Source organism: Terribacillus saccharophilus, assembly GCF_046592895.1.
Lineage (GTDB): Bacteria > Bacillota > Bacilli > Bacillales > Amphibacillaceae > Terribacillus > Terribacillus saccharophilus_D.
Genome location: NZ_JAWVPU010000001.1, coordinates 1,143,621 through 1,157,564, shown reverse-complemented (window position 1 = coordinate 1,157,564; position 13,944 = coordinate 1,143,621). Strand labels below are relative to the sequence as shown.

The following is a 13,944-nucleotide window of genomic DNA, read 5'->3' as shown; positions in this document are numbered from 1 at the left end:
TTACTTACAATACGCCAAGATGCGCGGTTTTTCAACTATATGAGCACCTAAAAATCACTGGAGGATCACATATGCATGATGAAAACGTCTCCACATTCCAAACTTATCTCGAAGCAGAAGAGGCAGCACTTTCCTTCCTGCAAGCAAGCTACCGATATCTAGGCATTCCCGATGCTGAAACCCGGAGCTATCAAAATATATCCGCCTTTTCAGCTTATCTGGGACATGGAAAATCTTATTATTCTTACGGGAAAATTGCTCCGCTGCTGATGAAGCCTGTCTTATTATTTTACGGAATGACCCATTTTATGAAGGCAAGTTTGCTGCTGATCCGTCCCATGTACCCGGAATCGACGACCGATTTGGCTCATGGTCTTTCCACGCGGAAGCGGAAGAAACGTGATTATCAATTCAGTCTGGATGAAGTGCTACTGCAGCAGCGCGGCTTATTCCCGTATTTCGCTCGATACGTTTGCAAGCGCGACCTCCCCACGATCAAAAAAGTATCCATGGGAGATATGTTCAGCCTGATACCAGAGCTTCAAGACCTGCTTTCCCTGCAGCAGGAAAAACAGGGTCTGGCAAAAGCATCCCAAATGCATAAAACGATCATATTGCCGGATAGCTTACTCGACAGCTTTCAATACACAAAGCGCCGCTTTCTCGAGTATCTGGATTCTTTCCCTTTCCATATCACAGAGTCAGAAAAGCTCACTCTGCAGCAGCCAGATTCCTTATGGCAAGCCAGCGGACCGCTCTTTTGCGATCCTTCTGCCAATCAATATTACTTTGTCCAGCAAAGCTATTTGAGCAGCTTTCATGAAAGCATGGCACATTATATTCTTTTGTATAACTTGAGTATGATCTGCCGATATGAAGCAGAGTGGTGGTCGGATTTACTGCATATCAACCGCCGCAGCGAGTATCCGCTCATTGTACGTTTCTTGGAAGTCACTGCCGATAAATTTCCTCAACTGATGGGATCGTTCATGCTGCAGCATTTTCAGGATATAAAAAAAGCACGCTGATCAGCGTGCTTTTGACATGATTGCTTCGATCTTGATGGATGACATATCATACAAAGCCTTTACTTGGCCTGTTTGCAATTCACGAACCATTGGTCTGGTCGGATGTTTCAGGTCCATGAAGACGACCTCGGCAAGTTCCCCTGTGGACAGACGAACTGTCGTATTCTGCTGCGCATCGACAAAAGCTTGGACAAAGTGCTGGATCATTGCTGTGTTGAAACGATCGAATTGTTCCTCCAGGATGATGTCCAGCGCTTCATACGGTGATACAGCAGCTTGATAGGCACGATCGGATATCAAAGCATGATATGTGTCGCAAATGGAGAGGAGACTGGCAAATGAATGAATCTTCTCTTTTGACAATTGCAGCGGATAGCCGGTCCCATTTGCCCGCTCATGATGCTGAAGGATGGCTAACTTCGCTTTGGAAGAAAGGATGGAAGCCTGCTCCACCATCCGGTATGAAAGAGTTGGATGCTGCTGCATGTCCTCGATTTCATGATCTAAAAGGCGTCGCTTCAAGATATGATAAGGTTGTTTCAGCCTGGCCATACCACAATCAGCCAAGAAAGCTGCCAAGCCGATTTGTTTGATATCAGCTTCCGTATGATTTGCTTTAAGCAGCACTGCAGCTGTAAGAGCAGCTGTACCAGCTGCATGGTCAGACAAATAGTCAGGGTGATTTCCATAAGCAGGCAAATTGAAGACATTACCTTCCCAATCGCCTACTTTTTCCAACACAGGAAGAATGGACTGACGCAGCAATGGTACATCGACTGCACTGCCATGCTGCCATCCATTGAACTGCTTTTGATAGGCTTGCACCGCTTCTCTATAGGCATCCAAAAAATGCACTTCCGCTATCGTATGTTTGTTGCTTTCCTTCTCTTTTTCAGGAACGAACATGCTGCCATCTTCCAAATGAGTTGCCACCGTCACTTCCTTTACAAGCAGCTTTTGCAAATAAAAGATTTCCGTATCAGTCAAGATGGTCTTACTTTTAACAAGCGGCATACCGCTTTTCCCAATTACATCGGCTGTCACGATACAGCCAGCAACGAGCTGATTGGCTGAGACGATCATTTCCAGCATCCTTTCATACCAATGGTTATGTAAAAAAGCATCCCCACTGTTGGGAGCGGGAATGCTTTTTATCAATCTTGTTCCGGATCAACCGACTCAGTTTCTGCTGGTTCCTCCAGCATCTCATCCGAGACAGCTTCGATCTCTTCTTCTTGTTCTTTATCGATTCGGGCAACGGTTGCAACGGCCTCGTTTTCCTGAATACGGATCAAAATGACACCTTGTGTATTCCGTCCAGTGACAGAAATACTGGAAACTGGCATCCGGATCAGTACACCGGAAACGGTGATGATCATGATATCTTCTTCACCAGTCACTGGCTTCGCTGCAACTATCTGACCTGTTTTCTCCGTTATCTTGGAAGTAAGGATCCCTTTACCGCCGCGATTCGTGATGCGGTAATCCGATTCAGGCGTCCGTTTACCAAATCCTTTTTCGGTAACGTTCAGGATATCCACGCCTTCATCGATGATATCCATCGATACGACAGAATCATCATCGCCGCGCAAGGTTATCCCTTTTACCCCAGCTGCGGTACGGCCCATCGGTCGGATCTGTTCTTCTGGGAAACGAATCAAATAACCGTTTTTCGTTGCGATCATGATATGTTTATGACCATCCGTCATCCGGACAGAAATCAACTCATCATCTTCACGCAAGTTCAATGCGATCAAGCCGCCTTTACGGATATTTGCAAACTGGGACAAAGTAGTCCGTTTTGAGATTCCCTGCTTGGTCGTGAACACCAAATACCAGTCATCGGCGAACTCTTTGACTGGAATCAAAGCATTGATCCATTCGCCTTTCTCGATTTCCAGCATATTGATGATCGGAATGCCTTTTGCTGTCCGGCTGAATTCCGGCACCTCATAACCTTTGGCACGATACACTTTCCCTTTGTTCGTGAAGAACAGGATCGTGTCATGCGTGCTTGTGGAAATGAGATGTTCCACGAAGTCATCTTCATTCGTACCCATACCTTGAATTCCCCGTCCGCCGCGTCCTTGGCTGCGGTATGTGGAAGAAGGCAGGCGTTTGATATAGCCTTGATGCGTCAAGGTGATGACGACGTTTTCGACAGGAATGAGTGCCTCATCCTCGATGAAGTCAGTACCGCCAATCACGATCTCCGTCCGGCGTTCATCACCGAAACGTTCCTTGATTTCCGTCAATTCTTCCCGGATGATTTCAAGCACCTTCTCTTCATCTGCAAGAATCGCTTTCAATTCCGCAATCAGATTGACCAGTTCCTGATACTCATCTTCGATCTTGTCGCGCTCCAGACCTGTCAGCCGCTGCAGTCGCATATCAAGGATCGCTTGTGCTTGCTTGTCGGAAAGCTCAAAGCGCTCCATCAATGCGTCACGGGCAATATCCGTTGTCTGGGAACCGCGGATCAAGCTGATGATCTCATCGAGATTATCCAGGGCGATACGCAAACCTTCCAGGATATGCGCTCTTGCTTCCGCTTTACGCAGTTCGAATTCCGTTCTGCGGCGGATGACGACCTGCTGATGATCCAAATAATGAGTCAATGCTTGTTTCAGGTTGAGAATCTGCGGTTTGTCATCCACAAGGGCAAGCATATTGATCCCGAAAGAAGTTTGCAGGGCTGTATGCTTGTACAAGTTATTAAGAATGACATTCGGATTCGCATCGCGGCGGATTTCCACCACGACGCGCATACCGTTACGGTCTGATTCATCACGCAGATCCGTGATTCCTTCGATGCGCTTATCACGAACGAGTTCTGCTATTTTCTCGACAAGACGTGCTTTATTGACCTGATATGGCAATTCGTGCACAAGGATGGTCGATTTACCGTTATCATGCTCGATGATCTCGGTCTTGGCGCGAATGGTTATGGAACCACGGCCAGTTTCATATGCTTTTCGAATACCGCTTCTACCGAGGATTTCAGCAGCGGTAGGGAAATCCGGTCCGAAGATATAATCATCCATCAATTCCTCGATGGTGATGTCCGGGTTTTTACTGAGTGCCAAAACGGCATTGATCGTTTCATTCAGGTTATGCGGCGGAATATTCGTTGCCATACCAACCGCAATACCTGAAGCACCATTTACGAGCAGGTTCGGGAAGCGCGCCGGCAATACAAGCGGCTGTTTCTCGGAACCATCATAGTTATCGCCATAGTCGATCGTATCTTTGTTGATATCACGTAAAAGCTCCATGGATATCTTGGACATCCGGGCTTCTGTATAACGCATCGCCGCTGCGGAGTCGCCATCGACGGAACCGAAGTTTCCATGACCGTCAACGAGCATATAACGATAGCTGAAATCCTGCGCCATACGGACCATCGCTTCGTACACAGCTGTGTCACCATGCGGATGGTATTTACCGATTACTTCCCCGACGATACGGGCTGATTTCTTATATGCCTTATCAGCATGCATACCCAAATCATGCAATGCATAAAGGATTCTGCGATGCACCGGCTTCAAGCCGTCTCTTGCATCAGGCAATGCACGCGCTACGATGACGCTCATTGCATAGTCAAGGAATGAGGTACGCATTTCCTGACTTATATCTCTTTCTTGCACACTTGGACGTAATTCATCCGCCATGCGAAAACCTCCTGTCAAATTGCCGGAACCAATGGTTTATTGGTTAGATATCTAGATTCTGTACATTCTGTGCGTTATCTTGTATGAAATTCCGCCGCGGTTCGACTTTGTCACCCATTAGGACATCGAAAATCTGGTCCGCATCGATTGCATCAGCCAAGCTGACTTGCAGCAATGTGCGGTTTTCCGGATCCATCGTCGTTTCCCACAGCTGTGCTGCGTTCATCTCCCCAAGACCTTTATAACGCTGCAAACCTGGTTTTGGTACTTTCGGGAGCTCGCTCATGACGCGGTCAAGTTCCCGATCATTGTAAGCGTAATAAGCAGCTTTCCCTTGCTGTACTTTGTATAGCGGCGGCTGTGCGATATATACATAGCCGTTTTCGATCAATGGTCTCATGTAACGATAGAAGAATGTCAGCAGCAATGTCCGGATATGGGCACCGTCGACATCTGCATCCGTCATGATGACCAGTTTATGATAGCGTGCTTTGGATATATCGAAATCTTCCCCGATGCCAGTACCAAGTGCTGTGATCATGGCACGGATTTCATTGTTGGCCAAGATTTTATCCAGTCTTGCTTTTTCCACGTTGATGATTTTTCCGCGTAAAGGCAAGATGGCTTGGAAGTGCCGGTCCCGTCCTTGTTTGGCAGAACCGCCGGCAGAGTCTCCCTCTACGACGTACAATTCGCTGATTGATGCATCCTTGGAAGAACAGTCAGCGAGTTTACCCGGTAAGCTGCTCACTTCCAATGCACCTTTACGGCGAGTCAGTTCACGCGCACGTTTTGCTGCAATACGGGCACGTGATGCCATCAATCCTTTTTCGACGACGATTCGTGCTGTGTCAGGATTTTCAAACAAGAACTTGGAAAACAGTTCTGTGAACGCTGCATCCGTCACTTGACGTGCTTCACTGTTGCCGAGCTTCGTTTTTGTTTGCCCTTCGAACTGCGGATCTGGGTGCTTGATGGAAATGATTGCAGTCAATCCTTCGCGTACATCATCACCAGACAGATTCGGATCAGCTTCTTTGAACATATTGTTTTTACGTGCATAATCATTGATGACACGCGTCAGGCCTGATTTGAAACCAGCTTCATGCGTTCCGCCTTCATACGTGTGGATATTATTCGCAAAAGAGTAAATACTGCCTGTGTAGCCATCATTGTATTGCAGCGCGATTTCGACAGTGATCTCGGAATCCGTATTCTCTGCATAAAATGGTTCATGCAATACTTCTTTGGAGCGGTTAAGATGCTCCACGTAAGAACGGATACCGCCTTCGTAATGGAAAGTGATGCGTTCTGGGTTTTCTTCCCGTTTATCTTCCAGACTGATTGCAAGGCCTTTATTCAGGAAAGCAAGCTCCCGGATACGTACCAGCAATGTCTCTTTGTTATATTCAGTCGTTTCCGTAAAGATCTCCGGATCCGGCTTGAAATGCGTGATTGTACCTGTTCTGTCAGATTCACCAGTAACCTGTAGATCACCGGCAGGTATACCCCGGTGGAAAGATTGTTCGTGGATTTTGCCGTCACGATGGACTTTGACATTCAGCTCCGTGGACAAGGCATTCACAACAGATGCACCTACACCGTGCAATCCGCCGGAAACCTTGTATCCGCCGCCGCCGAACTTACCGCCGGCATGCAAGACGGTCATGATGACTTCCACTGCCGGGCGGCCAGTCTTCTCATGCGTGCCTACCGGGATACCGCGTCCATTATCTTCTACAGTGATGCTGTTATCTTCTTCGATGGTCACTTTGATGTGATCGCAATAACCTGCAAGGGCCTCATCGATACTATTATCGACAATTTCCCATACCAAGTGGTGCAGACCGCGCTCACTAGTGGAGCCGATATACATACCAGGACGTTTACGGACTGCCTCCAGTCCTTCAAGCACCTGTATCTGATCTGCATCATACAACTGTTCTTCAGGCATTTTATCTTCCATTGCCATAATCAATCACCTGCATTCCTTAAAGGTTATCTTCTTCTATCATTCTCGGAACCGATGTATCTGCCCGTTTCTTCAATGTCTGCACTGATAAGGGACTCGAATAGATCATATCAGTGGTGACAATGATAGATTTAGCAGATGCATCATCCGCTTCGTCGTTTTCTGCCAAAGCAGGATCGACTGTCTTAGCCGCTTGTCCGTATTCCAGGATAGCCACGACATCCTTTGCCCTGACGACATTATTCCAACCGATCGAAATGAACATCAGAATCCTCCCGACTCACTGACAAGCTTCCCGGATTTTATCTTGAATAGTTCTGCTTGTTTCAGCGTTTCATGCTGGATGCCTGATACATTCGTCGTCGAGACGAAAGTTTGGACTTTTCCCTGTATCGTTTCAAGCAGATGTGATTGTCTGCTGTCATCAAGCTCACTCAAGACATCATCCAGCAGAAGAATCGGGTAATCCCCGACTTCGTTATAGATCAATTCTATTTCAGCCAATTTCAGCGACAAAGCAGTCGTTCGCTGCTGCCCTTGTGAACCGAAAGCCTGGACGTCTTTCCCATTCACATAAAAAGACAGGTCATCGCGATGTGGGCCTGCTAATGTTGTCCCTCTTTCCACTTCACGCGTCCGTAATTCAGAGAATTTCTCCTCAAAAGCTACTCTCAGCGTTTCCTTATCGGATTCTTCTGATACATGCAAGTTGGAAAGATATTCTATATCAAGCGTCTCCAGCTTCGTCGTGATGCTCTGGTGGATGGGCTGGGCCCATTTCCGGAGCAGGCCGAGGAAGAGGAAACGTTTTTCTAATATGATGCTGGCGTGCTCGATCATCTGTTCTGTCAGCACATCAAGCATTGTCTGATCGCCTTGACGGCGCTGCAGCAGCTTCAGCAGATGATTCCGCTGCTTCAGTACTTTTTGGTATTGTCCAAGGTGATAGATATAGACCGGCTTTATCTGGCCGATCTCCATATCAATAAAACGCCTGCGAATCTGCGGACTGCCTTTCACCAAGTTCAGATCCTCTGGAGCGAACATGACGACATTGAGCGCCCCGATATAATCACTTAGGCGTTTTTGTTCCAAATGATTCAGTTTTGCTTTCTTCCCTTTGGACGATAGGACGATCTCAAGCGGAAACCGCTGTTTCCGCTTGAAGATGTTCCCTTCTATTTTAGCATAATCTTGGTCCCATTGGATAAGTTCTTTGTCTTTCGGGGTTCGGTGGGATTTGGAGAAGGCAAGCACATAGATGGCTTCCATCAAATTTGTCTTGCCCTGTGCATTCTCGCCGATAATCACATTCACTTTATCATCGAATTGAAGCTGCAGCTTATCGTAATTCCGATAATGCGTAAGCGTTAGCTCTTGGATATGCATGCTTAGATCCTTTCTGTATCCGGCAGACTGTTATGCCTTTTTGACAATGAATGTTTCGGATGTCGCCGGCAGTTCTACACGATCCTCCGGATACAGCTTTCTGCCGCGTCTGTTTTCTTCCTCGCCATTGACCAGCACCGGGTAATCAGCCAAATACAGCTTGACCATCCCGCCGCTCTCGACAGCATTCACTAGCTTAAGGAATTTCCCAAGCTGGATATATTCTGTATCGATCTGGATTTCTTCGTTCATTTCCGCTCTCCTTACTTTATGTTGCCTTCTTATTATTTTACTAAAGTATCCACAACTTTGAAAGTTATTTTCATTATGCCCAATCCGAGCAGCGGACATGTTACCCACAAAAAAAAGACACCGCCCCTTGGGCAGTGCCTTTATCCACATGTGAATAACTCAGTATGTCCGCACAGGTGTGATCAATTGCAGCAAGTCCTCATCGCCAGTCGGGCGAATAAGGAATGGCCGCATCGCACCTGAAAATTCAATTTTCACTTGGTCGCTTTCAATGACCTTCAGCGCATCCATCATATATTTTGCACTGAAACTGATGCGCAACTCTTCACCGGAAATCTCCTGGACCGTCACTTCTTCGACAACGCGTCCGACTTCAGGTGAGTTGGAGCTGATTTCCAGCTGTCCTGACACCTGTGTCACAAGTTTCACGACATTATTTCTGTTTTCTTTAGCCAATAATGATGCCCGGTCGATGGAGCGAAGCAATTCCTTCGTATCGATTTGAAGCGAAGTCTTGCTTTCTGTCGGTATCAAACGGGATGTATCCGGATAATTTCCTTCCAGCAAACGGGATAGGAAGTACAAATGTTTCGTACGGAACAAAATCTGGTTATTGGTGATGCGGATTTCGACGGGATCCTGGTTTTCATCGAGGATCTTGTTCAATTCCGTCAAGCTTTTACCTGGAATGACGACGTTTTGGAAGCCGAGTGCAGCTTCATTTGTCGAAACTGGGATTTGACGGGAAGCCAAACGGTGGCTGTCTGTCGCAACAAAATGCAGCTGATCATCTTGCACACGCACATTAACACCTGTAAGCAATGGGCGTGTTTCCTGTGTCGATACGGCAAATACTGTTTCTTTGATGACATTTTTCAGTAAATCAGCAGGAAGTTCGAAACTGTCTTCACTGTGCAGTTTTGGCAGCTGTGGATATTCTTCAGCATCCTGACCATTCAATTTGAATTCTGCACTTCCTGAGCGAATCGTGACGTTCAATTGTGCATCCGATTCGATTTCGACAGCATTCATCGGCACTTTACGAACGATTTCGGGGAAATATTTAGCTTGCAGTACGATACTTCCTGGTTCGATTTCTTCGACATAGACAATACCGTCTTCTTCTTTTGGAATGAAAGACTCGATGGAAATATCAGAATCACTACCTGTCAAAGTTATCCCATCTTCTTTTGCTTCGATTTTCATTCCAGTCAAAATCGGAATAGCAGTTCTGGATGATATTGCTTTTACAACATCTTGGATACTTGCTAAGAGCCGATCACGTTGTATGACAAATTTCATGATAATTGCGTGCCTCCTATGGGGGGTTCTTCTTATTAATTATTATTTATAAAAATACAGTAGCAGTAGTAGGGCCTGTGATTATGTGGATAAGTATATAAAAGCACAGTGTTGCCAATAAAAATACCCTGTGGATAATGTGTGGATAAAAAAAGGCTTTATGCACGTTTATCAACAGGGTCCAATTCTCAGAAAGATTTGAGTCTCTCTTTTATCTCATCAATATCACGCTGCAATTCCTCATCCTGACTCAACAGTTTGGAAATTTTTTCATGAGCATGAATAACGGTTGTATGGTCTCTGCCGCCGAATTCTTCACCGATCTTCGGCAAGGAGAAATCAGTCAGTTCCCTTGATAGGAACATAGCGATTTGGCGAGGGAAAGCGATTGCCTTCGTCCGTTTCTTCGCACTGAATTCTTCCAAGCGGACATTGTAGCGCTCGCCGACTTGTTCCTGGATTGCATGGATCGTAATGACTTTCGGCTTCGAGCTGGGAATGATGTTTTTAAGTGCATCTGCTGCCAAGGAAGCATCAATATCCGAGTTTATAAGGGATGAATAGGCAACGACACGTATAAGTGCACCTTCCAGCTCCCGGATATTGGTATCTATTTGATTGGCAATGTACAGCATTACTTCATTCGGGATATCCAAGCCTTCCGCTTTTGCTTTCTTGCGAAGGATGGCAATACGCGTCTCCAGATCAGGAGGCGTGATATCTGTGATCAAACCCCATTCAAAGCGGGACCGCAGTCGATCCTCAAGTGTAGGTATCTCTTTTGGCGGACGATCACTGGATATGATGATTTGTTTATTTTCTTCGTGCAGCGCATTGAATGTATGGAAGAATTCCTCTTGCGTTTGTTCTTTTCCCGCAAGGAATTGAATATCATCTATGAGCAGGACATCTATATTTCGATATTTTGCCCGGAACTCCGCTGTTTTGTTATCGCGGATGGCATTGATGAATTCATTCGTGAACTTCTCAGAAGACAAGTAAACGACCTTTGCATTCGGATTGTGATCCAGCACATAATGCCCGATTCCGTGCATCAAGTGGGTTTTTCCAAGCCCGACGCCACCATAGATGAATAATGGGTTATAAGCTTTGGCCGGTGCTTCTGCAACAGCCAGGGAAGCTGCATGTGCAAATCGGTTGCCCGATCCGATGACGAATGTATCGAATGTGTACTTGCTGTTGAGCATACTTTTCGGTGATTCCGTCAGTGTATCACTGGCTGCCGCTTTTTGCGGCTTCGGCTGACGGACGACTTCTTCTTCCTGCTGAAATTCCGGAATGATGAACTTTGTCTGCAGACGATTGCCCGTCACTTCGTATAGAGTATCTCCAATCAAGGAGGAGTAACTGCTCTCCAGCCAATCCCTGGCGAATTCATTGGGGGCTTTGATGACAAGAGTATCTTCTTCGAGTGTATATGCTTGCGTATTTTTCAGCCAAGTATCAAAACTGGGCTTGCTGATCCGTTTCTCAATTGCTTGTAAGGTTTTTTTCCATAAATCCTGAATGTTATCCAACAAACATCCCCCTTTCTGAGAAAAATGAAAGAAACAGTCACTTTTTCTTAAGAAACTGCATCATGATAGGTAATAAAAGGCCTTTTCGAAACATGCGGAGTAACGTTCGCGCATGCAAAAAGGCCGTGCACTTGATTATATGGTTGTGGATAAAAAATCCGCTTAATAAAGACGATATAACGACTTCTTCAGTTGTCCACGAACTTGTTGATAACTCCATCTACAAGGCTGTGAATAGATGTCCACAGCTTATCCACACTCTGTGGATAATGTTTAATCCCAACAAGGTTATGCAATCATTAAAACACAGATATGATAACAGAATAATCCTTGTCTTGCAATGCTCAATCGACACTTATCCACAAATGCCGCTGTTTGTTGACAGGAAATATCCACAGCATGCGATTATGTGTGTAAGCTGTCGAAAACCTGTGTGGAAAAAGTTATGCACAAGATAATTAGATTAACATGAGCTGTGGATAAAAGAAAGCTATAATCAAGTTAAAATGATAGGTTGACATGTCCGCTTACTTTTACGTATAATGTTCAAGACTGTCTATGACCTTTCGCAATATTTTTTTATATATCCTCGAGGGAGGTGTTTTATATATGAAACGTACATTCCAACCTAATAACCGTAAAAGAAAAAAAGTACACGGCTTCCGTGAACGTATGAGCTCTGCAAACGGACGTAAAGTTCTAGCTCGTCGTCGTCGTAAAGGAAGAAAAGTATTGTCTGCATAAGGCCACTTACGTATGTAGTGGTCTTTTTGACTTTATATACTTGATCAGTGGAACAGCGCTTTTACAAAGAATGGAGAAGGAGAATAAACTACAAGCTTAAATGCCGCGTTTATTCTCCTTCTTTCAAATTGAAAACTATTTTCGTAAATAGGCATGCTTGAGGGGACCCTCCATGAAGAAAGAATATCGAATCAAAAAGAATGAAGCATTTCAGGAAGTGTTCCAGACGGGAACCTCTTTTGCGAACCGTCAGCTCGTTCTATATTATAAGAAGCAGGAAACAGCAGATGCACATTTCCGCATCGGTCTGTCTGTCAGCAAGAAACTTGGAAACGCTGTTATGCGGAACAAGATAAAGCGCTATTTGAGACAAGCCTTCCATGAACTGGATGAGCAAGTCGCAACAGGCTATGATTTCATCGTCATTGCCAGACAGCCAGCAAAGGATATGACATTTCAAGAACTGAAAAAGAGCTTGATCCATGTGCTTTGGAAATCCAATCTGCTGAAACAGCCAAAAAGGAAAAAAAGAGATAAACAATAGGGAAAGTCTTATGCAAGGAAGTTAAGGAGGAAACATGGTGCGTAAAAAAGGTTTATTAGCATTGGCACTCGTGCTGCTCGTCGCTGCCTTGGCAGGCTGTGCGCCGAACACCGATCCAATCACATCTGAAAGTACCGGATTTTGGAACAAGTATGCAGTATTTCCACTATCCGAATTGATCCGTTTCTTCTCTGAAATGTTCAGTGATAGCTACGGGTTGGGAATCATCATCGTAACAGTGATCATCCGGTTGGTTTTGTTGCCGCTGAACATCAAGCAGCTGAAAAGTTCCCGGTCCATGCAGGAAATCCAGCCTGAACTGAAGGCACTTCAGCAAAAATACAGCTCCAAAGATGCAAACACACAGCAAAAGCTTCAGCAGGAAACAATGCAGCTCTTCCAGCGTCACGGTGTCAATCCGCTGGCTGGATGTTTGCCGATCATTGTACAAATGCCGATTTTGCTGGCATTCTATCAGGCAATCAGCCGTACAGAAGCCATCAAGGAACATAACTTCCTTTGGGTGCAGCTTGGTAACCCGGATCCATATTTCATTTTGCCGATCATCGCAGGTTTGGCTACATTCCTGCAGCAAAAATTGATGATGGCAGGCAACACAGCCATGGCGGCTAACCCGCAAATGACGATGATGCTGTACATCATGCCAGTCATGATCACGGTATTCGCACTATTCCTTCCATCTGCTTTGGCGTTGTACTGGGTAGTGGGTAACGTCTTCATGGTGGCTCAGACATTGCTCATCAACAAGCCAATGATGGCAAAGAATAAAGCACAGGCAGACGGCAAGAAATAATGAAACAGCTGACTGCTCGTGGTAAAACCGTAGAAGAAGCGATTCAATCGGCATTACAGCAGTTGCGCGTTTCAATGGAAGAAGTCGATGTCACCATCATTGATGAAGGAAGCGCAGGTTTCCTCAAGTTATTTGGTGTCAAACCGGCAGTTGTCAGAGTGGAAGTAAAGCAGACAGATAGTGTACAAGCAGCAAATGAGTATTTGCAAAACGTCATCCGGCATCTGCATCCCGATGCAGTCGTCGAGATGACATCCCGCAAGAAAAAACATGTTTCATTTGCGATCAGCGGGGATGATATCGGCATGTTGATTGGAAAAAGAGGACAGACGCTGAATGCACTGGAACAGCTTGTCGAACAATTTCTGCATCAGCAAAAAGCATATCACTTTACCGTTACCGTCGATGCGGAAGGATATCGGTCAAAAAGACGGGAAACGCTCGAAATGCTAGCTGTCCAAGCAGCCAGTAAAGCATTGGCGCTGCAAAAAGCGATTCCTCTGGATCCAATGCCGGCCAGTGAACGGAAAATCATTCACGCGGTGATTCAAAAACAAAAAGGTGTCGATACCGATTCGAAAGGAAAAGAACCGAATCGTTACATCGTCATCCAACCAGAACGAAAGAAGTCTTGGCAATGATGCCAAGGCTTTTTTTCTTTCTATTCACATGTGGATAACCGCATCTGTT

The 13,944-nt window shown here is 45.6% G+C and carries 13 protein-coding genes; 5 read left to right on the top strand and 8 right to left on the bottom strand.

The window, feature by feature from the left end:
• Window positions 1-71: 71 nt before the first annotated feature.
• Window positions 72-1,028 carry a YaaC family protein gene (locus SFC66_RS05545; RefSeq protein ID WP_411217691.1) on the top strand — a complete coding sequence of 319 codons (957 nt, stop codon included), beginning with the start codon at window positions 72-74 and terminating at the stop codon, window positions 1,026-1,028.
• On the opposite strand, the gene SFC66_RS05540 is transcribed toward SFC66_RS05545, so the two are convergent.
• From SFC66_RS05540 to dnaA, 8 genes are all read right to left on the bottom strand, one after another.
• The gene (locus tag SFC66_RS05540; protein ID WP_411217690.1) at window positions 1,029-2,111 is read right to left on the bottom strand and encodes an HD-GYP domain-containing protein; all 1,083 of its coding nucleotides are present in this window, start codon (window positions 2,109-2,111) and stop codon (window positions 1,029-1,031) included.
• Window positions 2,112-2,182: 71 nt separating this feature from the next.
• The gene (gene gyrA / locus SFC66_RS05535) at window positions 2,183-4,699 is read right to left on the bottom strand and encodes a DNA gyrase subunit A (RefSeq protein WP_411217689.1); all 2,517 of its coding nucleotides are present in this window, start codon (window positions 4,697-4,699) and stop codon (window positions 2,183-2,185) included.
• 43 nt (window positions 4,700-4,742) lie between these two features.
• Window positions 4,743-6,671: a DNA topoisomerase (ATP-hydrolyzing) subunit B gene (gyrB, locus tag SFC66_RS05530; protein ID WP_411217688.1), complete on the bottom strand. Its 1,929-nt coding sequence runs from the start codon at window positions 6,669-6,671 to the stop codon at window positions 4,743-4,745.
• Window positions 6,672-6,690: 19 nt separating this feature from the next.
• On the bottom strand, window positions 6,691-6,936 hold the full coding sequence (remB, locus tag SFC66_RS05525; RefSeq protein WP_411217687.1) for an extracellular matrix regulator RemB: 246 nt from the start codon (window positions 6,934-6,936) through the stop codon (window positions 6,691-6,693).
• Complete coding sequence (gene recF, locus SFC66_RS05520; protein WP_411217686.1) at window positions 6,936-8,060, bottom strand: DNA replication/repair protein RecF; 1,125 nt, start codon at window positions 8,058-8,060, stop codon at window positions 6,936-6,938. The genes remB and recF overlap by 1 nt, the downstream gene beginning before the upstream one ends.
• 30 nt (window positions 8,061-8,090) lie before the next feature.
• Window positions 8,091-8,312, bottom strand: a complete 222-nt coding sequence (gene yaaA, locus SFC66_RS05515) for a S4 domain-containing protein YaaA (RefSeq protein WP_411217685.1) — start codon at window positions 8,310-8,312, stop codon at window positions 8,091-8,093.
• Window positions 8,313-8,471: 159 nt separating this feature from the next.
• Window positions 8,472-9,614, bottom strand: coding sequence for a DNA polymerase III subunit beta (gene dnaN, locus SFC66_RS05510; protein WP_411217684.1), 1,143 nt, complete (start codon window positions 9,612-9,614; stop codon window positions 8,472-8,474).
• A 188-nt stretch (window positions 9,615-9,802) separates the two neighbouring features.
• Entirely contained in the window at window positions 9,803-11,152 is a 1,350-nt protein-coding gene (dnaA, locus tag SFC66_RS05505; RefSeq protein WP_411217683.1) for a chromosomal replication initiator protein DnaA, read from the bottom strand.
• 609 nt (window positions 11,153-11,761) lie between these two features.
• Between dnaA and rpmH the strand changes: the two genes are divergently transcribed.
• From rpmH to jag, 4 genes are all read left to right on the top strand, one after another.
• Entirely contained in the window at window positions 11,762-11,896 is a 135-nt protein-coding gene (gene rpmH, locus SFC66_RS05500) for a 50S ribosomal protein L34 (RefSeq protein ID WP_411217682.1), read from the top strand.
• A gap of 172 nt (window positions 11,897-12,068) precedes the next feature.
• The gene (gene rnpA, locus SFC66_RS05495; protein ID WP_411217681.1) at window positions 12,069-12,440 is read left to right on the top strand and encodes a ribonuclease P protein component; all 372 of its coding nucleotides are present in this window, start codon (window positions 12,069-12,071) and stop codon (window positions 12,438-12,440) included.
• A gap of 34 nt (window positions 12,441-12,474) precedes the next feature.
• Window positions 12,475-13,254: a YidC family membrane integrase SpoIIIJ gene (gene spoIIIJ, locus SFC66_RS05490; RefSeq protein WP_411217680.1), complete on the top strand. Its 780-nt coding sequence runs from the start codon at window positions 12,475-12,477 to the stop codon at window positions 13,252-13,254.
• Window positions 13,254-13,895: an RNA-binding cell elongation regulator Jag/EloR gene (jag, locus tag SFC66_RS05485; protein WP_411217679.1), complete on the top strand. Its 642-nt coding sequence runs from the start codon at window positions 13,254-13,256 to the stop codon at window positions 13,893-13,895. The genes spoIIIJ and jag overlap by 1 nt, the downstream gene beginning before the upstream one ends.
• The last annotated feature ends 49 nt before the right edge of the window (window positions 13,896-13,944 follow it).